Origin of the sequence: endosymbiont of Galathealinum brachiosum (genome assembly GCA_003349885.1) — a bacterium.
Classification (GTDB): Bacteria; Pseudomonadota; Gammaproteobacteria; order SZUA-229; family SZUA-229; genus SZUA-229.
The window spans coordinates 55,291-81,717 of record QFXC01000004.1 but is presented as its reverse complement, the minus strand read 5'-3'; the positions used below and the strand labels follow the sequence as shown (position 1 = coordinate 81,717).

The 26,427-nt window shown below is 39.7% G+C and carries 25 protein-coding genes; 5 read left to right on the top strand and 20 right to left on the bottom strand.

Annotation, left to right across the window (positions count from 1 at the left end; translation table 11 throughout):
* Positions 1-69 precede the first annotated feature (69 nt).
* The 3 genes from lolA to ald all read right to left on the bottom strand — a co-directional run bounded on the left by lolA (position 70) and on the right by ald (position 4,281).
* A complete protein-coding gene (gene lolA / locus DIZ80_02460; GenBank protein ID RDH85299.1) occupies positions 70-693 on the bottom strand; it encodes an outer membrane lipoprotein carrier protein LolA in 624 nt (207 codons plus the stop codon).
* 80 nt (positions 694-773) lie between these two features.
* Positions 774-3,113 (bottom strand): cell division protein FtsK, encoded by a 2,340-nt coding sequence (locus DIZ80_02455; GenBank protein ID RDH85298.1) that lies wholly within the window; start codon positions 3,111-3,113, stop codon positions 774-776.
* Between the two features lie 97 nt (positions 3,114-3,210).
* Positions 3,211-4,281 carry an alanine dehydrogenase gene (ald, locus tag DIZ80_02450; GenBank protein ID RDH85297.1) on the bottom strand — a complete coding sequence of 357 codons (1,071 nt, stop codon included), beginning with the start codon at positions 4,279-4,281 and terminating at the stop codon, positions 3,211-3,213.
* Positions 4,282-4,456: 175 nt separating this feature from the next.
* Here ald and trxB point away from each other — a divergent pair, with 175 nt between their 5' ends.
* Together trxB and DIZ80_02440 are read left to right on the top strand one after the other, a co-directional pair.
* Positions 4,457-5,413, top strand: coding sequence for a thioredoxin-disulfide reductase (gene trxB, locus DIZ80_02445; protein ID RDH85296.1), 957 nt, complete (start codon positions 4,457-4,459; stop codon positions 5,411-5,413).
* Positions 5,414-5,477: 64 nt separating this feature from the next.
* Positions 5,478-6,599: a GNAT family N-acetyltransferase gene (locus tag DIZ80_02440; GenBank protein RDH85295.1), complete on the top strand. Its 1,122-nt coding sequence runs from the start codon at positions 5,478-5,480 to the stop codon at positions 6,597-6,599.
* A 15-nt stretch (positions 6,600-6,614) separates the two neighbouring features.
* Here the strand turns inward: DIZ80_02440 and DIZ80_02435 are convergent, their stop codons facing one another.
* Positions 6,615-7,922 carry a chloride channel protein gene (locus DIZ80_02435; GenBank protein RDH85294.1) on the bottom strand — a complete coding sequence of 436 codons (1,308 nt, stop codon included), beginning with the start codon at positions 7,920-7,922 and terminating at the stop codon, positions 6,615-6,617.
* 226 nt (positions 7,923-8,148) lie between these two features.
* Positions 8,149-8,949: a two-component system response regulator gene (locus tag DIZ80_02430; protein ID RDH85293.1), complete on the bottom strand. Its 801-nt coding sequence runs from the start codon at positions 8,947-8,949 to the stop codon at positions 8,149-8,151.
* 61 nt (positions 8,950-9,010) lie between these two features.
* Here DIZ80_02430 and DIZ80_02425 point away from each other — a divergent pair, with 61 nt between their 5' ends.
* On the top strand, positions 9,011-9,733 hold the full coding sequence (locus DIZ80_02425; protein ID RDH85292.1) for a leucyl/phenylalanyl-tRNA--protein transferase: 723 nt from the start codon (positions 9,011-9,013) through the stop codon (positions 9,731-9,733).
* 36 nt (positions 9,734-9,769) lie between these two features.
* Here the strand turns inward: DIZ80_02425 and fghA are convergent, their stop codons facing one another.
* The 3 genes from fghA to DIZ80_02410 form a co-directional block, all read right to left on the bottom strand.
* On the bottom strand, positions 9,770-10,606 hold the full coding sequence (gene fghA / locus DIZ80_02420; GenBank protein ID RDH85291.1) for an S-formylglutathione hydrolase: 837 nt from the start codon (positions 10,604-10,606) through the stop codon (positions 9,770-9,772).
* 10 nt (positions 10,607-10,616) lie between these two features.
* Positions 10,617-11,726: an S-(hydroxymethyl)glutathione dehydrogenase/class III alcohol dehydrogenase gene (locus tag DIZ80_02415; protein RDH85290.1), complete on the bottom strand. Its 1,110-nt coding sequence runs from the start codon at positions 11,724-11,726 to the stop codon at positions 10,617-10,619.
* Between the two features lie 206 nt (positions 11,727-11,932).
* Complete coding sequence (locus tag DIZ80_02410) at positions 11,933-13,243, bottom strand: homoserine dehydrogenase (GenBank protein ID RDH85289.1); 1,311 nt, start codon at positions 13,241-13,243, stop codon at positions 11,933-11,935.
* Positions 13,244-13,393: 150 nt separating this feature from the next.
* On the opposite strand from DIZ80_02410, the gene DIZ80_02405 reads away from it, so the two are divergent.
* The gene (locus DIZ80_02405) at positions 13,394-13,762 is read left to right on the top strand and encodes a hypothetical protein (GenBank protein ID RDH85288.1); all 369 of its coding nucleotides are present in this window, start codon (positions 13,394-13,396) and stop codon (positions 13,760-13,762) included.
* A 101-nt stretch (positions 13,763-13,863) separates the two neighbouring features.
* On the opposite strand, the gene DIZ80_02400 is transcribed toward DIZ80_02405, so the two are convergent.
* From DIZ80_02400 to DIZ80_02380, 5 genes are all read right to left on the bottom strand, one after another.
* On the bottom strand, positions 13,864-14,904 hold the full coding sequence (locus DIZ80_02400) for an RNA polymerase sigma factor RpoS (GenBank protein RDH85287.1): 1,041 nt from the start codon (positions 14,902-14,904) through the stop codon (positions 13,864-13,866).
* 247 nt (positions 14,905-15,151) lie between these two features.
* Positions 15,152-16,105, bottom strand: a complete 954-nt coding sequence (locus DIZ80_02395) for a hypothetical protein (protein ID RDH85286.1) — start codon at positions 16,103-16,105, stop codon at positions 15,152-15,154.
* Between the two features lie 83 nt (positions 16,106-16,188).
* Positions 16,189-16,767, bottom strand: coding sequence for a hypothetical protein (locus DIZ80_02390; protein RDH85285.1), 579 nt, complete (start codon positions 16,765-16,767; stop codon positions 16,189-16,191).
* On the bottom strand, positions 16,764-17,402 hold the full coding sequence (gene pcm, locus DIZ80_02385) for a protein-L-isoaspartate(D-aspartate) O-methyltransferase (protein RDH85315.1): 639 nt from the start codon (positions 17,400-17,402) through the stop codon (positions 16,764-16,766). Before pcm ends, DIZ80_02390 begins: the two co-directional genes overlap by 4 nt.
* 100 nt (positions 17,403-17,502) lie before the next feature.
* Positions 17,503-18,249 carry a 5'/3'-nucleotidase SurE gene (locus tag DIZ80_02380; GenBank protein ID RDH85284.1) on the bottom strand — a complete coding sequence of 249 codons (747 nt, stop codon included), beginning with the start codon at positions 18,247-18,249 and terminating at the stop codon, positions 17,503-17,505.
* A 68-nt stretch (positions 18,250-18,317) separates the two neighbouring features.
* Here DIZ80_02380 and DIZ80_02375 point away from each other — a divergent pair, with 68 nt between their 5' ends.
* Positions 18,318-18,833, top strand: coding sequence for a DNA mismatch repair protein MutS (locus DIZ80_02375; GenBank protein ID RDH85283.1), 516 nt, complete (start codon positions 18,318-18,320; stop codon positions 18,831-18,833).
* Positions 18,834-19,016: 183 nt separating this feature from the next.
* On the opposite strand, the gene DIZ80_02370 is transcribed toward DIZ80_02375, so the two are convergent.
* The 7 genes from DIZ80_02370 to DIZ80_02340 form a co-directional block, all read right to left on the bottom strand.
* Positions 19,017-19,877: a cation transporter gene (locus tag DIZ80_02370; protein ID RDH85282.1), complete on the bottom strand. Its 861-nt coding sequence runs from the start codon at positions 19,875-19,877 to the stop codon at positions 19,017-19,019.
* A gap of 76 nt (positions 19,878-19,953) precedes the next feature.
* Positions 19,954-20,691, bottom strand: coding sequence for a cytochrome B (locus DIZ80_02365; GenBank protein ID RDH85281.1), 738 nt, complete (start codon positions 20,689-20,691; stop codon positions 19,954-19,956).
* A 427-nt stretch (positions 20,692-21,118) separates the two neighbouring features.
* Positions 21,119-22,372 (bottom strand): hypothetical protein, encoded by a 1,254-nt coding sequence (locus DIZ80_02360; GenBank protein ID RDH85280.1) that lies wholly within the window; start codon positions 22,370-22,372, stop codon positions 21,119-21,121.
* A gap of 8 nt (positions 22,373-22,380) precedes the next feature.
* Complete coding sequence (locus DIZ80_02355) at positions 22,381-23,073, bottom strand: macrolide ABC transporter ATP-binding protein (protein ID RDH85279.1); 693 nt, start codon at positions 23,071-23,073, stop codon at positions 22,381-22,383.
* Positions 23,074-23,075: 2 nt separating this feature from the next.
* Positions 23,076-24,299 (bottom strand): hypothetical protein, encoded by a 1,224-nt coding sequence (locus DIZ80_02350; GenBank protein ID RDH85278.1) that lies wholly within the window; start codon positions 24,297-24,299, stop codon positions 23,076-23,078.
* Positions 24,296-25,522, bottom strand: a complete 1,227-nt coding sequence (locus DIZ80_02345) for an ABC transporter permease (protein ID RDH85277.1) — start codon at positions 25,520-25,522, stop codon at positions 24,296-24,298. Before DIZ80_02345 ends, DIZ80_02350 begins: the two co-directional genes overlap by 4 nt.
* The gene (locus tag DIZ80_02340) at positions 25,522-26,268 is read right to left on the bottom strand and encodes an outer membrane lipoprotein-sorting protein (protein ID RDH85276.1); all 747 of its coding nucleotides are present in this window, start codon (positions 26,266-26,268) and stop codon (positions 25,522-25,524) included. The genes DIZ80_02345 and DIZ80_02340 overlap by 1 nt, the downstream gene beginning before the upstream one ends.
* Positions 26,269-26,427 lie beyond the last annotated feature (159 nt).

Genomic DNA, 26,427 nt, shown 5'->3' with positions numbered 1-26,427 from the left:
CATTACTATTCGGGGATGGTGAAATTTACTAACTGCTATTACTTAACGAGAAAACATTAAAATTCACTTTTAAAAGTCACCAACAACATCTGTTCCTTTTGGAGCATCAAATTCAAAGTAAGAGACTTCAAATTCAGGATTAACTACCAGTTGTTCAAATTCGATTTCTGTTTGCTGTTCAAAATTATCTATAAAACGCATTGTTTTAATAGCGCTATTTTGTAAGCCTATCTGCATTTCCTTAAAGTCACTTTCAGGATTTTTTGGAATAAGCTTAATCCAGCTCTGGCCATGATCTTCGGGCATAGCTTGCACAATAAATTCTATATCCAGCTTCTGATTTTTATCCAGTAAATTAACGGGAGATGAAGCCAACACCTGATCATATGGGCGTACATTTACCTGTTCCAGTTCTGAGTCATACATCCAGATTTTTTTGCCATTAGATATAATCTTTTGCGGATAAGGCAGAATATAATCCCAGTGAAATTTACCCGGACGATGCATACTTAAACTGCCCGCTGATTGTTGTAACAAATACCCGTATTTATCAACTAATTTTTGTTGAAAACGGGCAGATAGACTTTTTGTATTATCAAGAAATTTTTCAAGCTCTATCTGAGCGGGAATTTCTTCTGCATTAAGCGTTAAACTACTTAGCAGCAAACATATTGAAAAAAACTTTTTTAACATTCTTATTTTAACCTGTTTATTTTTTGTAGCACCTGTACAGGCTAAACTACGTAATTACTTATATTGATTATATTTTACAGTTAAAGTTCCGGTGGTGGAGGCGCTATTACCTGACGCTGCCCATTTGACTGCATTGCACTTACTACACCCGATACTTCCATCTGCTCGACCATACGAGCGGCCCTGTTATAACCAATCTTTAATCGACGTTGAACATAAGAAATTGATGCTTTACCCGATTCGGTTACTATTTGAACCGCTTCATCATACAACACATCACTTTCTGCATCAGACTCTGTTTGTGACGGACCTTCACCTGGCAACCTGATAACATCACTGTTATCTTCAATTAAATTTGAGATGTAATTTGGTTTGGCCTGTTTACGCACATGTTCACATACCGCATGCACTTCATGATCATCTACAAAAGCACCGTGAACTCGTTCGGGAATGCTACTACCGGCATTCATAAACAACATATCACCGTGCCCAAGTAACTGCTCTGCTCCCATTTGATCCAGTATAGTTCTAGAATCAACTTTAGATGAAACCTGAAATGCTATACGGCTTGGTATATTGGATTTTATTAAACCAGTAATAACATCAACCGAAGGACGCTGGGTTGCGAGTATTAAATGTATACCAGATGCCCGCGCTTTTTGTGCTAATCGCGCAATCAACTGCTCAATGGTTTTACCAACAACCATAATCAAATCAGCAAACTCATCAACCACAACAACGATAAATGGCAGTGCTTTTAAATCCTGTGCTTCCGCATCACCACCCAGTAATTCGTCTTTAACAAAAAGCGGATCTTTGATTGGCTCACCCGCTTCTATTGCCTCTGTGACTTTACGATTATACCCGGTTATATTTCTCACACCCAATGACGCCATTAACTTATAACGATTTTCCATTTCACCCACCGCCCAGCGCAGCGCATTGGCCGCTTCACTCATATCCGTCACAACCGGTGTTAACAAATGCGGAATATCATCATATACATTTAACTCTAACATTTTAGGGTCAATCAGAATCAGGCGAACCTCTTCGGGTGAGCTTTTATATAACAGACTAATCAGCATGGTGTTAATACCAACTGATTTACCTGAACCCGTTGTACCCGCAACGAGTAAGTGAGGCATCTTACCCAGATCTGCAACCATCGGCTGACCCGAAATATCTTTACCTAATGCGACAGTTAATGCAGAGCCGGCTTTGTCATAAGCTTTAGACATTAAGATTTCACTTAATGAAACAATCTCTTTATGTTCATTTGGTATTTCTAAACCAACGCAGGTCTTTCCAGGTATAACTTCTACCACACGTACCGACTGAACTGATAAAGAACGTGCAAGATCTTTAGATAATGCGGTGATTTTACTGGCTTTAATGCCCGGCGCCGGTTCCATTTCGAAACGGGTAATAACCGGGCCAGGGTGAACCGCCACGACCTCTACGTCGATATTAAAATCTTTAAGTTTTATTTCAACTAACCGGGATAAAGCAGCTAAAGATTCTGTTGATAAACCTTTACCCGATCTTATAGCTTCATCTAGTAAACGTAATGGAGGAAGTTCTGTATCACCTGAAGACGCGTCATCAAATAATGAAATCTGGCTTTCTCTCGAATGTCGCTCACTCACTTCAACTTTATTAATAACCGGCTCTATACGAACGGGTTTCTTACGAGCTTCTTTCTTTTTGGTGTCTGCTTTAACCGCTTTTTCTCTGGTTTCACGTGCGATCTCACCTTCTTTTTTCTCTTCCCGAACTTCTCTATAAGTGAGGATTTTAGCCTGTATCCATTCGAAGGATTTCAGTAATGCATCACCTATCAGGTCCATCAGATTAATCCATGACAGACCTGTAAAAACAGTAATTCCAGCAAGGAATATTGCCAGTAGTATAAGGGTTGACCCCAGTACACCCAGCGCCCCGGCCATGCCATCACCTATCCAGCGGCCCAAAATACCACCACCATCAACTGGCAGGGTGTCTACTGGAATAACAAAATGTAAACTGGTTAAAGCACAGCCCGTAGCCAGTGTCATAAAAAAGCCGGCCCAGCGAATTCCCAGCACCTGATAATTGATGTCACCCTCATCTGTACGTTCTCTGAAGACTAACCAGCCACTATAAGCAATCATCACAGGAAATAAAAAACTCAGATAACCAAAAAGAGAATATAAAACATCTGAAAACCAGGCGCCAACAACACCTGCCATATTATTAATACTGGAAGAGGGCCCCGAGTAAGACCAACTCGGATCCTGAATACTATGGGTAACTAAAGCAGTTAAAATGAATAGTGAGATTGCTAGCAGTATGAACAGGGCCGCTTCACGTAATCCACGATTAATGTGAATGGTAAGGCCTGAATGCTGTTTTTCATTTTTTTTGCGGCGCGCCTGTGCCAATGTTTTATGCCCTTATACAGTTAAGCAGAGAAATCTGATCGTTAATTACTATTTATTATAATAATACAGATTATAACAGCTTGATCCAAACTATGGCTTATTGTTTTAATGCTTGCTTAATCAAGGGGTTATCTATTTCACCATGACGCACATTTATGCCATTTTGCAGGTTTTTATCTAATTGCCAGTTGTCTTCACATAAACACTGTACATAGGGCAAAATAACCGCTGATAATGCCTGTGACGCCGTTCTGGGTACCGCTCCGGGCATATTTGTCACGCCAAAGTGCAAAACATCATGTTTAAAATATGTCGGCTCACTATAATTAGTCGGTTTAATCGTTTCTATGCATCCGCCCTGATCAACCGATATATCAATAATAACACTGCCGGGCTGCATGCATTTGACCTGAGACTCTGAGACGAGTCTCGGTGCGTGCAACCCTGGTAATAACACGGCACCAACGAGTAAGTCAGCCTCATTAACCGCTTTAGCAATGCTAATTTCAGAAGATAATTCACCACTGATGTTTTGATACTGACGAGATAATTTTTCAAAACGTGACTCATCTCGATCAATCAGGGTCACTCTGGCCCCCATTGCTGCAGCCTGACTGGCAGCAGCGCTTCCCGCGACGCCAGCACCTAGTACCACAACATGCCCGGGCTCGGTCATAGATAAACCACCCAGCATTAAACCTTTACCCCCCTGTGGCTGGTGCAGTAAATGTGTGCCAATCTGGATTGCCAGAGTTCCGGCAATTTCACTCATCGGCTTGAGAAGTGGAAGTCGTCCAGAACCATCCGTTACTGTTTCAAAAGCGATAGCCGTTAAGCCAATTTCACAGAGTCGCTGAGTTAAAGTTAAATTCGCTGCCAGATGAAGATAACAGAATAAAATATGATCTTTGCGTAAATACTGCAGATCCTGATCCACCGGCTCTTTTACTTTAACGATTAAACAGGCAGAAGCGAATAACTCAACTGCTGTCGACTTAATAACCACACCATGAGCAATGTATTGCTCATCTTTATAACCACTAAGCTCACCGGCTCCCGACTCCATAAATAACTCATTCCCCTGACGTACCAATGATGCACAGGCTTCAGGAATGAGCGCGACGCGACCTTCAAGCACTTTACTTTCTTTCGGGATTCCAATCTTCATCCTTTAATTATAGCCGTAAGTTGTAAGACTTAAGTCAAAAACGACTATTTCGCACTTATCATACGAATCTCATATTATTTTAAACTTATGACTTTTATTTAAGACTAAGGATTACTTAAGAAAGATTTGCTAGAATATCGGCAAATTTATATAACCCGCTTTTCTGGAGATGTTCATGAGCGAAACCAAACATTGCAAACTACTGATTCTGGGCTCAGGCCCTGCGGGCTACTCTGCTGCAGTTTACGCTGCACGCGCCAACCTTGACCCGGTAATAGTTACCGGCATGGAAATGGGCGGACAATTAACCACAACAACTGAAGTGGATAACTGGCCCGGTGATAATGAAGGCGTACAGGGCCCGGAATTAATGGAGCGCATGAAAGCACACGCTGAAAGATTCGGCACAGAAATTATTTTTGATCACATAAACAAGACCGACTTAAGTTCACGTCCGTTTAAATTAACCGGTGATTCATTTGAATACACCTGTGATGCATTGGTTATTGCTACAGGCGCAAGTGCAATGTATTTAGGTATGGAGTCAGAAGAAGCATTTAAAGGCAAAGGTGTATCGGCTTGTGCTACCTGTGATGGTTTTTTCTATAAAGGCCAAAATGTAGCCGTAATAGGCGGTGGTAATACCGCTGTTGAAGAAGCACTATATCTAGCCAATATAGCAGACCATGTAACCATTGTTCACAGACGTGACCAGTTCCGCTCAGAAAAAATACTTGCTGATCGTTTAAAAGAACGTGCAGAAAATGGCAATGTAACCATTGCATGGGATAGCACACTTGATGAGGTATTAGGTGATAAGACAGGTGTGACCGGCATACGAATTAAAAGCACCAAAGATGACAGCACTAAAGACATCGATTTAGCCGGTGTATTTATTGCTATTGGACACAAACCTAATACCAGTATTTTTACAGATCAGTTAGAAATGGATAACGGTTACATTACTGTTAATGCTGGAAACAAAGGCAACGCAACAGCCACATCTATTCCCGGTATTTTTGCTGCAGGTGACGTAGCAGATCAAATTTACAAACAGGCAGTAACATCTGCGGGCGCAGGATGCATGGCCGCATTAGATGCTGAGAAATTTCTGGACGAACTGGAAGATTAAATCAGTCGCGAACAAAGCTAACGCCTACAAAGAGCTTATCTGTAGGAGTTAGCTTTAGCTGACGATGGATGCACCCATGCAACTCAGCATAGCTAAATCACTTCAAGACATACCAGCAGATCAATGGAATGCCTTAGCCGGTGATGACAACCCTTTCATTCAACACAAATTCCTTCTCGCATTTGAAACAGGCCAGTGCCTTGAAAAATTTGGCTGGTTTCCAAAATATTTTCTAATTCATTCAGATGACAATGAACTAATAGGCGCAATGCCCGCTTACGAGAAACATAACTCATATGGTGAGTTTGTATTTGACTGGGCCTGGGCTGATGCATATCAACGCTCAGGAATTAACTACTACCCCAAACTGGTCATTTCTATCCCCTACTCCCCCTGTCAGGGACCTCGAATTCTGGCTAAAGACAACAACAGTGAAATAAAAAACACACTGGTAAAATTTGCTCTGAATTTTTCCGAAAAAAACAATTATTCAGGCACACACTGGTTATTTAACCTTGAGGATGATTTCAATATACTTTTACAACACACAGAACTGAACAGGTTTGATTACCAGTTCCACTGGAAAAACAGTCATTATCAGGATTTTGATGATTTTTTAAGTACATTAAAATCGAAAAAACGCAAAAATATAAAACAGGAAAGACGAAAAGTAACCGATCAGGGAATCATCATTAAAACCCTTAATGGAACAGAACTTGATAATTCTGAATGGGAAAAAATTTACTATTTTTACCAGATAACCTTTGCAAAAAAATCTGGCTCACCTACTCTTAGTCTGGATTTCTTTAAATCCATTGCAGACACGCTAGTCATTATTTTTGCTTATCATGAAAACAATATTGTTGCGGGGGCTATCTGCATAAAAGGCAAAGACACTTTATATGGAAGACACTGGGGATGTTACGATGAGTATGACAGTTTACATTTTGAAGTCTGTTATTACACAGGCATAGAGTATTGTATAAAACATGGCCTGAAAACTTTTGAACCAGGCGCTCAGGGAGAGCATAAAATTTCACGTGGTTTTTTACCCGTCAAAACCTGGTCAGCACATCAGGTATTTCATCCTGAATTCAGCAGAATCATAAAGCAACATCTTCAGATGGAAGCCAGTGCAATGGAAAGTTACGGGCAGGATCTAATAGCCGCTTCTCCATTTAAATAACCAGCGATTCTCTGATTATTCTTTTTTACCAAATATTTTTTTATCATCCGGTAAAAAATTATCTGCCAATGTTGTATAAATTGGCGTCTTACATATTGATTTAGAAATTCCCGTTGCAATGAAGGCAGTTACCATTAACGGCATAATCAGTTCATGCTGATCTGTCATTTCCATTACAATCACAAAAGCAGTTATTGGTGCCTGAACAACACCTGCAAAATAACCTACCATTGCAAAAAGAATAATTGCACCATACGGGTAATTAACCAACCATTCCGAAATATGAACACCTATTCCTGCACCTGTTGCTAACGATGGTGCAAATATTCCACCGGGTATTCCACTCAGATATGATACAAAAGTTGCCAGCAATTTTAAGTAACCATATTCAGCACCTATTTCGCCGGTATTATTCATTATAGATTTAGCTTCTTCGTAACCACTTCCATAGGTTAGATGCCCTGAAGAGAAACCAATAAAAGCGATTGCTAAACCACATAAACCGGCTACAACATACGGGTTCTGATTTCTAAATGGAGACACGAGGCGACTACCGTGAATTAACATTAAACTAAATACGCCACCCAGTAAGCCGCAAACAATGCCACAAACAAGCACAGGAATAACTGCATTTTCTAGATCAATCGTTGCACTGGTACTGCCGAAATAAGTGTAATCACCTAAAATTGCGATAGCAACAATGGCTGCAACCATTACACCCGCTAACATTAAACCCCGGGTGCGCACTTCAAATGACCGGCTTAATTCTTCAATCGCAAAAACAATACCGGCTAAAGGTGTATTAAATGCAGCCGCAACACCCGCTGCTCCACCTGCTATTATTAATACCCTCTCCATATCATACATTCGAAAACGAACGAAGCGTCTTAAAGAAAACATAATAGCCGCACCAACATGAACTGTCGGTCCTTCCCGACCAATTGAGGCACCACTTAATAAACCAAGTATACATAACATGACTTTGCCAAATGCAATGCGCATGGTTAATAAAACACTGCGCTCTTTCTCGTGACCAAGTTCAAGTGTTGCAACAACCTGAGGTATACCACTTCCCTCTGCACCGGGAAAATATTTTCGCGTGAGATAAACAATTAAAATCAAACCGAGAGGTGAAACAATAAAAGGAAAATAACTGTTTTTTTCAACCATGTGAAAAAAAGTATGATTAGCCCAGTCACTTGATACCGCCATGAAGACAGCAACCAGACCAACAGCGGCACCACCCAGCATAAACACCAGATTTGCTTTCCAGTCTTTATGTGAAATAAGCCAACGGCTGGATGTCTCGATGTGTTTGCGCATTATTTTGAATTAAGTCTGGTTTTTAATAACGAGGAGAATTGTATATTAAAGATAGTCGTAAGTCAGAAGTCTTTAGTCGTAAGCCCTTTAAACTGATCTGTAGAGATACTGCTGGCTTGTAGTCTACATCTAGTTTTGATAAAACAGAAACATGACTATTTATCAGGTTAATAGCTGAAGCCTACTATTGAATTAAGACTAATGACTTCAGACTTACGGCTATGCCTTAAACATCGGCCATCATTCTCTGTATCAAAGCCCTAACCGTATCACTTTCAAACGGTTTATCACATATGCCTGATACACCCGCCTGTTCGACAGCGGCTAAATTCCCCTGATTACCTTCAGATGTAACCATTAAAACCGGTATTGATCGTTGATTACTACTACTCCTAATGTGACTTAATAATTCCTTACCATCCATTTTGGGCATATTGTAATCCGTAACAACAAAATCAAAAAAATGTTCTTCAAGTAAAGGCACTGCATTCGCACCATCATCTGCTTCTGTAAAATTTGCTATACCCAGACCTTTTAGAACTCGTTTAATATGATTTCTGGCCATCGTACTATCATCTACAATCAATACTTTTAGGTCTTCAGCATTAAACTCTCCCAGATCCAGTTCATCAGGAATAAGAATATCCAGTGTATTATATAATCCTCTTTTTAACTGATCAGAGCTAAATGGCTTGGGTAAAATACCGGTAACGCCAGCCTGCCTTATTGGATCAATAGAATCAAAACCGGTTTCACTGGATATCAGCATAAATGATACATCAGTGAGATATTTATCTTCACGCATACTATGAACCAGCTCTGTTGCTGTCATATCTGGTAAATACATAGCACTTATAACTAGATCAGGTTTAAATTGAGACATAGTTTCCATTGCTGACGTACCATCAATTGCAATATCAAAATGAGTAATACCCGCAGCTTTCAATTCACGATGTATAAATTTAGCCTGTGATTTAGATGGCTCCACCATAAGAACATAGAGTTCTGCCAGAGATTTTTCCTGCATTTAACTTACCTGAATTAATATAGTTATTGTCTGATTGTAGCAGTTCTCTTAAACTTTACAGATGATCTCATTACAATGGTTAGACCCCAAATCATCTGCGAACTTCCCTGATGTAGAAACAACACTGGATGAACCACAGGGTTTATTAGCGGCCGGTGGCGATCTTTCGATAGAACGACTGACAAGAGCATACAAAAACGGCATCTTTCCATGGTACAGCCCGGGAGAGCCTCTTTTATGGTGGTCCCCTGATCCACGTTTTGTTTTATTTCCAGAAGAGATAAAAATAAGTCGTAGTCTGGCTAAAAACGTACGTAATCATAAATTCGAAATCCGCATGGATACAGAATTCGAGCAGGTTATTTCACTATGCGGTAATCAGCCCCGCAAAGATCAACCGGGCACATGGATTACAGATGAAATGCGTCAGGCTTATATCGACATGCATCATGCAGGACACGCACACTGCGTTGAGTGCTGGAGTGGTGATGAGCTGGTTGGTGGCCTTTATGGCATTCACACGGGACAGATATTTTGTGGAGAATCAATGTTCAGCAGGGAAAGCAATGCATCCAAGATAGCACTGGTTCATCTTTGTCAGTTTTTAATCAACAACGGTTTTAAATTAATTGATTCCCAGGTATATACAGAACACCTGGAGCGCCTGGGTGCAAAAATGATTGCACGAAAAGAATATATTGAGATACTCCAGCAAGAACACAATATAGATATGCCCGATAACTGGAGCGATTTATTTAACAACTATATGAATTCAAAATATTAAACGTTTCATCTGGAATACTCACAAAATAAAATAGTTTTATTTTTTTAAAGCTTCTGCATGATACGCAAGATGTTCGCCAATAAAAGTAGAGATGAAATGGTAACTGTGATCGTAACCTTCCTGCTTTCGTAAGGTAATCTGAGCATTCTGTTCTTCATATGCAGCCTGTAAATCCTGAGGAAATAATTGCTCTGCAAGAAACTCATCATCAGTACCCTGATCAATTAACACAGGTATAAGGTTAGCGCCTGCTTTTACTAATTCTGTAGCATCATAAGTTTTCCACAGATTTTTATCCTTACCCAGATAAGCACTGAAACAGTTTTCACCCCAGGGAGATTTAACAGGGTGACAGATAGGTGAAAAAGCAGACGCAGAACGATAGGCATTTTTTTCTTTTAACGCACATATCAAAGCGCCATGTCCACCCATTGAATGACCAGAAATAGATTTTACATTTTTTAATACGGGTAAATTTTTTTCAATTAATGCAGGTAGCTCTTTTGTCACATAATCATACATCTGGTAATGATCACACCAGGGAGACTCAGTCGCATTAACATAAAAGCCGGCACCTTTTCCCAGATCATAACGCTCTGCTTCATCAGCAACATCATCACCACGAGGGCTGGTATCCGGCATAACAAGAGCCAGACCTAACTCAGCTGCATAACGCTGTGCACCTGCTTTTGTTCTTACATTATCATCTGTACAGGTAAGACCTGATAACCAGTATACAACCGGTACTTTTTCAGTTTCTGCCTGTGGCGGTAAATAAACTGAAAAAATCATTTTACAATGACAGCTTTCAGACTGATGCTCATAACGATTTAACCAGCCACCGAATTCTTTAACACTTTCAATTTTTTTCATTTATAAATCTCTAAAAGATAATAACTGAACGAATACTTTCACCACTGTGCATTAAATCAAAAGCACGATTAATATCTTCTAACGGCATACTGTGAGTGACCATTTTATCCAGCTCAATTTCACCACTCATATAACGATCAACATAACCGGGTAATTCAGTACGCCCTTTAACACCACCAAACGCAGAACCTTTCCATGTGCGCCCTACTACAAGTTGAAATGGTCGCGTTGAAATTTCCTGCCCTGCACCCGCCACACCAATCACAGTTGAAACACCCCAGCCCATATGCGTACACTCAAGCGCTTCACGCATTACATGAACATTACCAATGCATTCAAACGAATAATCTACTCCACCATTCGTCATTTCAACGATAGCTTCAGTTACACTGCCACTTAATTCATTCGGATTAATAAAATCAGTCGCTCCCAGTGCTTTAGCAATTGGCCATTTATCAGGATTAATATCTATTGCAATAATCCGTTCTGCCTTAGCCATAACCGCTCCCTGAATACAGGAAAGACCAATACCACCGAGACCAAATATAGCGACCGTGGAACCTGCCTCTACCTTAGCCGTATTTATCACAGCACCAATACCTGTCGTTACTCCGCAACCCAATAAACAGACTTTTTCTAATGGTGCAGCTTTATTAATTTTGGCAAGCGCAATTTCAGGTACCACAGTATATTCGGCAAAGGTTGAACAACCCATGTAGTGATAGATGGGTTTACCATTCATAGAAAAACGTCGTGTTCCGTCAGGCATAAAACCTGTCCAGACAGTTGACGCGATTGACTGACATAAATTAGTTTTTGGTGAATGACAATATTCACATTCGCCACACTCGGGTATATACAAAGGAATTACATGATCACCGGGTTTCAGGTCTTTAACACCAGGGCCACATTCAACCACCTCACAACCACCCTCATGTCCCAGAACAACAGGAAAAACCCCTTCTGGGTCATTTCCCGATAGTGTAAAAGCATCAGTATGGCAAACACCGGATGCGATCACTTTAAGTAAAACCTCATCTTCTTTAGGACCTTCAATATCTATCATTTCAATAGACAGGGGTTTCTTCGCTTCCCATGCAACAGCTGCTTTTATTTTCATTTGATTTATCCCGGGTTGTATTAAGTATTATTTAAAAATAAGTTATACATTGCAAACCAAAAAGAAGTTTCGGTTCTCTAGATATTAATCGAAATATTAAAGATAAAGAAATTCCTATAAATACTTAACAGGTTTCCTTAACTTTTTAACTAATACTCCCTTTAAGCAAAGGGAGTGATTTAATCATAGTTAATTTTATAAAATTTTTAGCTAAGATGTTCTAAACGTATCTTAACTACATCACCTTCAATCGAATCTAACGCTTCAATTTTAGACAGTGCTTTCGACATATTTTTCTCAACAATTAATGATGTCATCATGATTAAACAGGCACGCGTCTGTCCTTCATCCGGTTCTTTCTGAATAACCGCTTCAATTGAAATATCATTATCAGCAAAAATTCGAGTAACATCAGCAAGTACACCAGGACGATCATCTGCCAGCATACGAACATAATAAGAAGTTTCAAAATCATCTGCTGATACTACTGCCGTATCCTGTAAAGATGCAGGCTGGAAACCCAGCATCGCAACACGATCATTAACATCTGAGTCCATCGCTCTGGCAACATCAACTAGATCAGCAACAACAGCTGACGCAGTCGGTTCTGCACCTGCACCTGCACCATAATAAAGCGTTGAACCAACCGCATCGGCTTTAACCAGAACAGCATTCATAACACCATCAACATTTGCGATTAAACGTTTTTCAGGAATCAATGTCGGATGAACTCGCATCTCGATACCTTTATCCGTCTTACGTGCAATACCAAGGTGTTTAATACGATAACCCAGCTCTTCTGCAAAATTAACATCTTCACGGGTGATTTTGCTGATACCTTCAGTGAACGTTTTATCAAATTGTAAAGGTATACCGAATGATAACGATGCAAGTATTGTTAACTTATGCGCAGCATCAATACCTTCAACATCAAAGGTCGGATCAGCTTCCGCATAACCTAAAGCCTGAGCCTCTTTAAGCACATCATCAAAATCACGGCCTTTATCACGCATTTCAGTCAGAATAAAATTACCAGTACCATTAATGATACCCGCAAGCCATTCAATTTTATTACCGGCCAGACCTTCACGAATAGCTTTAATTATAGGAATGCCACCTGCAACGGCTGCCTCATATGCAACAATAACGCCTTTTGCTTCTGCTGCTTTGAAAATTTCAGTGCCGTGCATTGCAATAAGTGCTTTATTTGCTGTAACAACATGTTTGCCATTTTCAATTGCCTGCAGCACCAGTTCTTTAGCAGGCGAATAACCACCTATTAGTTCTACAACGATATCAACATCAGGGTCATTAACAACACTGGCTGCATCTTCTGATAACTTAACTTTTGAACCATCTAATATAGTCTGATCAGCGATATCTCGCGCTGCTGCATGAACGACTTCCAGCTTACGCCCTACTCGACGTGCTATTTCTTCACAGTTTCTAATTAAAACCGTGGCAGTGCCTCCACCTACAGTTCCAAGGCCCATTAAACCAATTTTGACGGCTTGCATGTATTTTTACTCCGCTGCCAGATCATGCTGGCTTGTAATGTTTCTATAATTGCAATGGATAATATAGGGAAACGCTTTTAGATTCCACACCCGTAAGATATATGTGGGTGGTATAATCAATTAACAGACATTAAAGAGTAAAAGGCAAAAATGAAATTTAGCGAAGATTATGCTATTGGTACCAATGTCATTCGTTCATTTACCGAAAATACAATTGATGTTAACAGCCAGACTTACAGTAACAGCCTGATTGTTGGCAACAACCTGCTCATTGCTGACTGGGGAATTAAACATATAGATGAACTGACTCCTGAGAACTGGCAGGAGTTAGTTCAACATAAACCCGAAGTTATTTTAATCGGCACAGGTAAATCACTGACGTTTCCACACCCCTCTAGTTATGCCACTGCCATTGAGCTGGGAATAGGCGTTGAGTTTATGGATTCAGGTGCATGCTGCAGAACCTATAATGTACTGGTGTCTGAAGATAGAGTGGTTATAGCTGGAATAATATTATAGAGTTTAGCTAACTCTTAAAATTATTAAGATAACCCCCATAAAAAAGGGAGGCTAAAAGCCTCCCTAATAATACAACGATTATAGTTATTAGTTATTCGATATTAATCATTAAGCAATAACTCTTCTGAGAAACCATGGCTTTCCAGAATTTTGCGTAAATGACGCAGTGCATCCATCTGAATCTGACGTACACGTTCACGTGTTACACCTAATTCACGACCCACTTCTTCCAGTGTTGTACGCTCATAACCATGTAAACCAAAACGGCGAACTACAACCTGACGTTGTTTTTCATCTAACTGGTTTAACCACATTTCAAGATTAGCCATTACATCTTCATTCTGTAAAATTGAAGATGGTTCAGGATTTGCCTGATCTGGAATAATTTCCAGTAGTGGGCGGTCATTTTCCTTACCAACAGGAACATCAACAGATGAAACACGGTCACGTAAACCCAGCATCTTTTCAACATTTGCTACAGGGCGGTCAACCAGTTTAGCTATTTCATCAGCCGTAGGCTCATGCTCAATTGTTTGCTCCAGTTTACGAGAAGCACGCAAATAAACATTAAGTTCTTTAATAACATGTATGGGGAGGCGTATTGTACGAGTTTGATTCATCAACGCGCGTTCAATGGTCTGACGAATCCACCATGTTGCATAAGTAGAGAAACGGAAGCCTTTTTCCGGATCAAACTTTTCTACTGCTCTGATTAAACCCAGATTCCCCTCTTCAATCAGATCCAGTAATGCTAAACCACGATTCATATAGCGACGAGCTATTTTTACTACCAGTCGAAGATTGCATTCAATCATCTTCTTACGTGCTGACCCGACCCCTTTTCGAGACAGACGCGAATAGTAAACTTCTTCTTTCGCAGTTAATAATGGTGAGAATTCAATTTCACGAAGATACAATCGAGTTGCATCCATTTCCTTTCTGTTAACGCTTCCTGCAGTATATTTCTTTTTAGCAGCTGTTGTTTTTGCTGCTGTTTTTGATTCCTTTACAATATTTTTAGTTGATTCCAGTTCCTCATCTTTAACGATATCGTCAAGACACATTTCCTGGTTATCATCCTCAACCTTTAGTCCTGCTTGCTCTAATTCTTCTGGTAGTTTTTTTTCACAAATTGCAGTCATATGTAGCCCTCCCCACGTGAGCTAGATTATTATAATTTAGGTCTAGATTGTTTTATATAAGTCCCTCGTTATATTAGAAAAGAATAATAAGTTCATTTAAATCACTAACTTATGTATCCTTTGTAATCCAAATTAAAGCATAAAACAAGAAATAAATGACTTTTTTTATATATTTCGTCCAATTTTACCTATTTTTGTCTGTTTTTATTTGACAACTAACCCATTTGGGTGGTTTTGACTAACTTCTTCAGGACCTGGGGAGATAATGTAGGGGGTTCACAGGTTTTCCATTTCGACGAATCTCAAAATGAAGCTGGGGTTTACTATTCAGTTTACCCATTCTTGCAATCGACTGACCACGCTTTACAGAATCACCCTCTTTTACCAGTAAAGACTGATTGTAAGCATACGCGCTTAAAAAGGAATGACTGTGTTTAATAATAACAAGGTTACCGTAATTTATAAGCCCGTTACCACTGTATACCACCGTGCCTGCAGCAGCTGCCTTAACGGGTTGACCTGATTTACCCGTAATACCAATACCTTTTCTTGATGGCTCATTCGCTTTATAAGTTTTAACGACTCGACCTTTAGCAGGCCAGTGCCAACGATCTACTTTTACAGGTAAAGGCTTTTTACTTACAGATGCCGTAATTGGCACAGCTTTCACTGATGTACTTCTTAACGAACTGGTAATCGGTTTAGTTACCGGCTTAACCGCGGCAATAGACGTTGATTGACCGCCTAAAGAATTAGCAGTTGGACTAAGGCGTAATTTCTGACCCGGTTTTAATGCATAAGGAGGCTGCAGATGATTCCATCTGGCTAACTGATGATGACTATAACCTTCACGGCGGGCAATTCCATACAGTGTGTCATTTTTCTGTACCGTTGCATGAGATGCTTTCTTTCTACTCACAGTTGCCGAGGCTACAACTGCTTGCTCTTCAGGCGTTTCAATTACAATAGCCTTACCGGTTTCCGGTTCAGTTAATACCTGAGGTCTGATTTCATCCGTCGTCGTCCCATCTTTATCTGCTGGCTGCATTCGCAGACGCTGCCCGGGATAAATTGCATAGGGAGACTGAATATTATTGATTTCGGCAACCTGTCGAAAATCCTTTTCATAACGCCAGGCTATGGAATAAAGCGTATCGCCACGTTTTACAGTATAACCCTGCGGGTCCCAGCGCTTAGGCATTTCCCCGCAACCTGATAACAGGCTAACCAGTATGGTTAATAGTAATTTAAATCTGATTTTATGGATCTTATATCTCAAATTATTTATATATACTTGTGTATTAAAAAACCAACAACCGCCAGAAGTATGACAGCCCAACCTAACCATTCGATGTATTTACGTACCACAGGTTCCATTTTGGGACCTGCCCAGGCCATTAATAAAGCAATCATATAAAAATGCGCGGCTCGTCCTACGAGTGAAACCAGCAGAAATGGAATAAAAGACATGGAGAGCATGCCGGCAGTAATCGTAAATATTTTAAAGGGCGCGGGTGTAAAAGCGCCAATCCCAACAGCGAGCACGCCATATTTAACAAATTCAAGACGAGCACTTTCCAGTTGTGGCAACCAGCCCATTTCTGTTATCCAGGGCTCAATAACACTCATTGCACCCCAACCTAACAGGTAACCAATTGCTGCACCAAAAACTGACATCAAGGTGGTAATCGTCGCCAGACGTATCGCTTTGTCTGGCGTCGCTATTACCATCGGAATCATTAAGAGCGCAGTGGGTAAAGGGAAGATAAATGACTCAAAAAGGCTAACACCAACCAGATAACGTTCCCTCTTCGGGTGCTCGGCCCAGCCCATTGCCCTGTTATATAAACCTGCAAAGATCAACTGATCGCTCCATTTAATAATGGCACGAATTTAACGGCATCCAGCTCTTCTTCAACAAACTGATCTGCTTCACGGGTTATCAACAATAACTTTTGCACTGCCTGTTGACCACCTACTGGAATAACCATAATACCGCCAATATCCAGCTGATCGAGCAAACCCTGAGGAACCGTTTCCGGTGCAGCAGTGACGATAATGGCTTTATATGGGGCATGTTGTGGCCAGCCCCAGGAGCCATCTGAGTGTTTAAGTGAAATGTTATGTATGCCCAGCATATGGTAACGCTCACGCGCCTGAGTCTGCAAAGCAACGATACGTTCTACAGAATAAACCTTTGGAACTAACTGAGACAAAATTGCTGCCTGATAACCTGAGCCGGTACCGACTTCTAGCACCGCATCCGGTATCCCCCGGCTGAGTATTACTTCAGTCATTCGTGCAACAATAAATGGCTGGGAAATAGTCTGTCCATGTCCGATAGGTAAAGCAGAGTCTTCATATGAACGAGAGCTCATCGCTTCATCCATAAATAAATGTCGGGGCATGGAACGCATAACCTCCAGCACTTTTTCATTCTGTATTCCCTTACTGCGTAATCGCTCTACCAGTCGATCACGTGTCCGCTGGGATGTCATGCCTATACCCTGCACGCGGGGATCAGATAAATTCACTTTAAAAACCTGGTTGTATTTATCTCATTGAAAATCAAGAGATTTAAATATTGTTCTATATGACTTATAACTCGGTAAGCCATTGATTTAAATTTTGCAGGCTATCATACCGTGTTAAATCAATCTGCAAAGGGGTAACTGAAATAAAACCCTGTTTTACAGCATAAAAATCGGTGCCCTCACCCGCATCCTGCTCTTCACCAGGTGGGCCAACCCAGTAAACTGATTCACCTCGAGGGTTAATTTGCTTAATAACCCCTGAAGATTTATGTCGATTTCCAAGGCGTGTGCTTTGAAAACCTTTAATTTGCTCTACCGGCAAATCAGGCACATTTACATTTAATATAGTGTCATTGGTTAATGGGTGTTGCTGTAATTTAGCAATTAATTTTTCTATCGCCCAACAGGCAGTTTCAAAATGCTGCGGATCAAAACTAGCCATAGAAACAGCAATGGCAGGAAACCCTAAAAAACGCCCTTCTGTTGCCGCTGCAACGGTCCCGGAGTAAAGCACATCATCACCCATATTCGGTCCATCATTGGGTCCTGAGACAACAATATCGGGTTCTGACTGCAAAATACCGGTAATCGCGAGATGCACACAGTCTGTTGGAGTACCATCTACCTTATAAAAACCATTATCCGCTTTTTGAACATTTAACGGTCGAGACAATGTAAGTGAATTACTTGCAGCACTGCGATTACGATCTGGCGCTACAACAGACAGGTCTCCCAGTTTAGACAAGCAGGTCGCCAGAACCTCAAGGCCCGGGGCCAGATAACCATCATCATTGCTTAATAAAATTTGCACAGGAATTCACTCAGTAGGTAATATATACATTTTATAGAATATACAAACATTTTCACAGAGCAAACTCAATGAACGACGACGATGAAAGCCTTTTTAGTAAAGCGATGCAGGGAGTGAAGACTCTTTCATCTAACAAGGCCAACCTGAAACGCAAACCAGACACCATTAAAAAGCGTGAAGCGGTGATGGAAAGAAATATTTCTGACACCTTAAGCGATGAGTTCATACCTGAATGTGAAAACTTTCTAGAATTCAAACGTCCGGGCATACAGAACGCCTATCTAAAACAAATTCGAAATGGAAAAATAGAGGTTTCAGATTACCTCGATCTACATGGTTACCGTCGCGACGACGCACGAAAAACACTACTGGAATTTCTGGACCATGCACAGCAACATTCTTATAAACTGGTACGCATTGTTCACGGCAAGGGTTATCACTCAGATGAAAGCCAGCCCATTTTAAAAGCCATGGTGAATAAATGGTTACAAAGTATTCCTGAAGTACTGGCTTTTGTAAGCGCTGTACCCAAAGACGGCGGAACGGGTGCGGTTTATGTTTTGCTTAAAGTATTAAAGCCTTAACATTTTTTTAAACACAAACATAACTAATACTTCACTGATTATCCAATACCTGTACAAACTGATAATAATTAATTCTATAACCGTCATACATAATGAATTATCAATGCGCAATCAGTAGAAGAGCAGAAATTGACTGTCTGGTTTTCACCTCATAACTCTACTCATTTTTATTCAGACACACTGCTAAATATCTGGCTCTACATGTATAGAAATATCTGAAGTATCAAATTCTTTTTCAATTAAAGACTCTATTTTATCAGCAATTGAATGTGACTCTTCAGTCGACAATGATGGATCAACTGAAATAACCATATCAACAGCACATGCATTTCCAATCCATCTTGAACGTATTCGGTAAACTTTTTTTACACCATGAACCTTTTTTATGATGCAACTTAATTCATCTGGATCAATAGCATACTCATCTAATAACACTGGCACTGCACGCTTAAACAGCTTGTAAGCAAGATAGATAACAAGAATTGCAACACCAAAGGCACACAGCCGATCAACCCATACATATCCCATGACAGATAGTTGCCAGCCAGCAATGACAACACTGGTAATAAGAACATCAGCAAATGTGTGAGTGGCATCCGCACGCAAAATATCTGAATTCAGTCGTTTAGCCCACATATGTTGCCAACTGGTCACCAGTATATTAATCACTAATACGCCAAGCATAATAACAATTTCAATGTCACTGGACACGACTTCAGATTCTTCATTTTTTATAGCACTGAGAGCTAACTCAAAAGCTAACAGCACTAATATAGACCCCAAAACAAAAACAGTCAGCGTCTCAAATTTTCTATGTCCATATGGATGTTCACGATCAGCGGGTAAGCTAGAGAAATGTATTACAAACCAGGCAACAACATTGTTGATTAAATCTGTTAATGAATGAATCGCATCGGCCAATATTGCCATGGATCCCGTAGAAAGGCCGACAGTGATTTTGCAAATTAAAACCAGCAGATTAGCCAGACCCTCTATAAGGATTATGCGCCTTACCTGTTTATCTCTTTGAGCGGAATCTTTCATAAAACTCTGGTTAAAAACCTGGGTTGAATGCCAGCATATGAATGAAACTTATCACCCATATGCTGGACTATGCACTTTAATCTATTTTTCTCTTATCAGCAGGTGTCTCACTTAAAATCTTTTTACCTGTAAACATCGCAGATATAAGATTACCACCTTCTCGTAATTCAGTTATAACAACTGCGAGAATATGTACCAGCGCGAAACCAAGTAGTATGTAAAAACCATAATAATGAATTGTAATAAATGGCTTACGGAATGAGCGCATTGCATCATAGGCAACCGGATCATACATTTCTTTCGCGTAGGGCACGAGAGTTGCCGGGTCTACACCAGGGTTAGCTATCCAGTTAGCAATCCACGAACCAATTGGAGGATAAAAAATATCTGTGCCTGCCAGAACCAGGCCAGTGATAGCCTGCACAAACAGAAGACAAAGGAGAAGAGTAACAGCAATACGACCGAGCGGGTTATGCCCGAGGTACTGACGTGGCCTACCCGCTTTTAAATCAGCGATATAACCCTGCACTTCATTCATATAACCCTGCCCACCGGGCAAAATTGATCGCCAGCGTGCATATTGGCCACCGATAAATGTCCAGATCAGTCTCCACAGCAGGTTAGTTGCAAAAACATAACCAATCCAGACGTGTACGGTTTTTAATAGAATCTTACCTTCAGTGGCTACACCAAGCCCCTTTGCATTGAGTATAACCACACCCACAGCAATCAACCCGAGAACACACACAAGATTGATCCAGTGAAACCAACGGATATTGGCATCCCAGACAGAATAAGCTTTTAAGTTGTCCATGGCATAACTCCTTCAATTCGTTCATATTACATTAACGGCTGCGAGTTTCTAATCGTTACAATGATACTCCAAATTAATATCAGGTTACTTGTTCAAAATTAAGTAATAATTAAACTGTTAATTTAGAACATCAGTATTCACCTTAAGCATCGCTCTAATGGCAGCTCCTGCATATCTCGTTTATTGTTTATAAGCTTATGTAATGAAGCTGAAATGAAACTGAAAATTAATGAATACCTGCTTGAGTCACCGGTTAATAATTGAATTATTTTTTAATATAATAATGAAATCTGGCTATCAAAAACCAACATACGACTTTATTGCCTAATTACTGATAAATTATAAATAGAAGATAATTTAATAGTATATTAATAGCAAAAATAGAGCTATTTCAGATAGTGCTCCAAAGATCAGTCATATAAAAAATCTAAAAGTAATATCTCAGGCTCGCATATATACTTAACGGATAAGAACCGAACTCTGAGCCTAAATTGATCTGCTGAGGTGATATCTGAGATTCAAGAACATCACCATAACTTACATACATTCCAAAATCTGAATATAAATTTTCCGTCCAGCTAACTTCAGACACTACATTTATAAATGCAGAATGATCGTCAATATTTATAAAACCACTGGCATTCACTGTTACTAATGGATTGGCAATCCATGAAACTGCGGGAATCAGATAATTTTCTCCCAACAAAAACACACCTGCTTTCTGATATGGAAATTGTGTAACAAGTTGTAAATAGTCATCAGGGTTATCACTGCCTGCTCCGTTATAATGGTACTCAACTGAAGTAATGATAGATTTTGTTAATGCATAATCAGAACCGATGGATGTTCTCCAGTAATTTTCAACCACGTCATTAGTAACATCCATATAAGCGGTTTCAAACCAGAAACCAAAATCACCAATTGCTCGCTCCAGACCTCCTCCAAGTAACCAGGCATCGTCTAGCGCAATAACTATCAACTCAACATCATTTCCTTTTAATGAATTTTTACCCCGAATAAAAAATGCGCTGTTTTCTTTTTTCGCATCTTCACCAATAATCAGCCCCGTATCTAAAACTGCAAAATCACCTAACGCTGCCTGATAACGTATCGCATCTATACCCACCCTGTATTCCTGATTAAGGGTTTGAATATTAAAGGGTATAAATATATCGGTCGGATTTATAAAACGTGAAGAACCAAATGAAACTACCTGACGACCGAGTGTGAAATCACCGGTTTCATTACTATATTGATAATTCAGACGATCCAGATTTTGAAATACAACCATGTGATTACCGTATTGATCAAGTTCAACATCTAAATCTTTATATCGGTAAATTGTTGCACCCGTAGATAAAGTTGAACCTATACCACCGGCACTACCGACTAACGACGTATTAGAATAATAGACCGGTTGTATTTCATAATGAACTTCTACATTACCGCTATTTTCTGTAAACCAGTTTCCCATAAGCCGTACTGCGTTCTGTGACTGATAACCATTATCAAACTCGTCAGGTATTACAGCAGGTGAATTTTCAAACTCAATTTCATCCTGTATAAGTGCATAAGATTTAATATATCCACTATATGTAAAATCAACAGCCTGAATAGGCCCTATATTAAATAACAGAACCAGTAGAATAAAATATCTGGAATTATCACATTTACCATTCATAAATAATCTTAAGCACTTCGCCTCTCATCATCAATGATACGGCCATCATGTAATTTTATGATTCTTTTAGCTCTTTCCATAATCATCGGATCATGGGTAGAAAAAACAAATGTCATATTTTCTTTTTCATTTAATTCTTTCATCATATCAAGTAATGCAGCACCGGTATGAGAATCAAGATTAGCAGTCGGTTCATCCGCCAATATTAAACTCGGTTGTGACACCATCGCTCTTGCAACAGCAACACGCTGCTGCTGCCCACCCGATAGTTGCGCAGGACGACGATTTTCTTTTCCCTGCAAACCAACAGCATGCAGTATTTCTTTAACCCGTTTACTCCGTTCCTGCGCAGGCAGATTCTGTAATAACATTATATATTCTATATTTTCTTCAGCCGATAATACGGGTATCAAATTATATGCCTGAAAAATAAAACCAATATGATCACGACGAAAATCTGAAAGTTCCGTTCCACTCATATTACTGATATTTTTGTTATCCAGAAAAACCTCACCCGATGTAGGTTCATCTAAACCACCTATAAGTTGCAACAAGGTAGATTTACCCGAACCTGACGGACCAATAATTGCTGTGAACTCACCCTCTTCAATTATAAGATTTGCATCATCCAGTGCTTTTACCAGTGTTTCACCTTCACCAAATGTTCGACATAATTTTTTCGTTTCAATTACGTGAGTCATAATTACAATGCCTTTCTCATCGCCAATGATGGCTGTAAACGTGCAGCGTGTAATGCGGGATAAACGCAGGATAAAACGGTTATCGCCAATATAAAACCAGATATTTTAATAAAAGCCAGAACATCAATAATAAGATAAATAGGCTCACTCATGCTGACACCTGAAAACTCGGTTCCAGAATAATCTATCCCGGTCACTGACTTCCAGTAACTGATTACCCCCCCCAGAAACACACCAGCAATAATACTTAACATTCCAATATAAAAACCTTCCAGTAATATCAACCAGAATAACTGGCGAGGCCGAGTACCAACCGCAAGTAAAATACCAAACTCATGATGTCGCTCATAAATAGACATAAACATTGAATTTATTAAACCCAGAGCAACTAACAGCGACATAATAATAGAAACAATCAATGTACTGTACTGGCTCATATCCAGCATGCTGCTTAACTGGGGAATCAACTGTCTCCAGTTTAAGGTTTCCAGTTCTTTATTATTTAATTCAGCCCATAACGTAAGGCGGGTGTCGCTGGCCTGCTGTACATTATTAAAACGCAGAGCAATCTCATGCACACCCTGTATATTTAATATTTCCTGCCCCTGCTGCAGATTAATTACTGCCAAACCTTTATTCATAAAACGATCATCAAAGTGGTATAACCCTGACACCCGAAACAACTCCTGTGATAAATCTCCTCCATGTGCCTGAGATACCGTTACAACCAGTCGATCTCCCAGATCAACCTCTAGTAAATCAGCCAGATCATCACCAATTATAATTTCACCTTTTTTAGCCGTCAGATAATGTCCTTTTATCATTGCCTGCTTTAACTTACTAATCTGTGATTCTTTTTCTGCATTAACGCCATATACAATCACTGAGGTTACATTTTCAGATGATGACAGCATAGCGCCGGTTAATATTCTTGGTGCATAACTTTTTATCTGTTTTATATTTTCAAGCTTTTGATAAAGGCTGTTATTGTCTTTTAAATAAATATCAATATCACTTGCTTCTCTAAAACCCTGTTGATGTATTTGCGCATCACCTAAAAAAGTTTCCGTACTGGTTTTTATCATTGAAACAGACATACCGCGTATAAATGCATCAGTAAATAAAAGCGCAGCCAGGCCACTGGCTATCAGACAAATCGTCAAAGCAGTACGTCGCGTATTACGAAAAATATTACGTAGCGCCAGAGAATAGTTTAAATGCATCATACGGCCTGCAATGCCTGTAATGGTGAAATACGTGCTGCACGAACAGCAGGAATAAGGCTCACTAATAAAGTACTGCTAACAACCACCAGTGCAGGTACCCCCATGCTAAACCAGCTTATTTCTCCAAGCATAGATTCAAATAATACTCCACCCATATCGATTGGCTCGGGCATGGTTATACCAACAACGGAAAGCCAGTAATTTGCCGGCAAGGCAAACACCAACCCCAACAGACAGCTGATCATAGAAAGAAAAAAAGACTCGAGCATAATTAATTTAAAAATTGTTGCAGGTCGTGTCCCGACTGCTTTCAAAACACCAAATTCACGTGTACGTTCCAGTGTTCCCATCAGTACGGTATTTAACACACCAATAGATACAATAAAAATAATGATACCCATTGAAATATAATTACCTTTTAGATCTGCCTGCATACTTTTATAAAATACCTCTTCTACTTTTTGCCAGGGTTTCACCTGCAAATCATTTTGCTGTAAAATTTGCTGTAGTTTTTTAGAAAAATCCCGGGCAAGTGACTGGTGGTTAAGACTAATAGCCAGTTCATGAACCTGATCACCCATACTTAGAAACTGCCGCATACCATCCATACTTAAATATACATTCATACGTTCGAAAGATTCAGCTGTGCCGACAATGGCCACAACTTCAAAAACATCATTGGCGATAGAACCATCAACACCCTGAGAGATTAATACCAGCTCATCGCCAATTTCCAGATGCAGGTTTTTTGCCAGTGATTTACCTAACATTGCAGGAAAATAACCGTTAGATGTCACTCCGCTAGTTAGATATTGACCCTGATTTACTTTTTCTTTAAGAAACGTTGTTTCAGATTCCAGCTCGGGATTTATGCCAATCACATTCGCAGGAAATGTTTTATTTTTACCATACGCAAGAGAAGGTCCATATATTCTGGCTGTAACACCTATAACCTGTGGATTATTTTTAATACTTTCTATTAAAGAAGTTGTTTGGTTTATAGTTTTAAAAAGAGATGGGCGATCAAGGTAATTACCCTTATGAACCTGTACGTGCCCAGTATGATCACGCGTAAACAGATCAATCATATTACTATAACTACCTTCAGTCATAGACAACATAAAAGACAGCATAAAATAACCACCGCCCATACTTAAAATCGTTAATAAACTACGCCTTCGATTACGTAATATATTTCGTAAGGCCAGTTTTATGATTAACATTACTGAACACGTTTCTGTAAGTTTCGAAGGGTAAATACACCCTTATTTATATCGTTATTAAACTCAAGTTTAATATATTCAAATTCTGTTTTATGCCCTTTTTTGTTATGAGGCACCATACTCATGGTTGCGGGTATTTTTTTACCTGAAAAATCACGAACATTACTAAAGTACATACTACGTACCTTTTCACCTTTTTCATTAAAATAATTTTGCTCTACCGGCAACAGCCCTTCTTTTTCTACCAGAACGTCTATACGTGCCCAGACGGTTACCGTGTCTTTTTTAGGTATTAAGACGAGCTGGTATTGATCGCTCGATTCTGTCATCTGCACATTATATTCTTTTACCAGTGAAACCTCGCGCACCAGATCATCATTAGTAAAATCAGACCCCATCCAGGAACCCATCATCATAGAAGGAGGCACTTTGATGACTTTGTTAATTTTAGGAAAATAGTTCCACATCTCACGACCCTTTTTTAAGGTAGCTACTCCACGGTCTTTCTTTGGTGACAATATTCGAATAAAGGTATCATCCATACCAATGGTCCAGCTCTGTAATTCGAGGGTACGATTCCAGTTAGGCGTCACTATGTGCATTTTCATGGTTGAAACTGAGCTATCAGAACGATACAACTCATCGATTTTTTTTAATAATGCAACTGCTTCAGAATTCGCAGAAACAGGCATACTAAACACCGAAAATATTAGTATTATTATAAAGGTTGTAAAATAATGCCCCATCACTATCCCCTATAGATATTAATGTTATAAGCTTCATACTACCGTATAAACATTCGCTTAGAAATAGATTTATGAACACCTGTAAATATAGATAATGATCAATTAAAAAAATCCGGTAGGCCATTCCAGAAAATACCGGGATTTTAGCAACTACCGGAC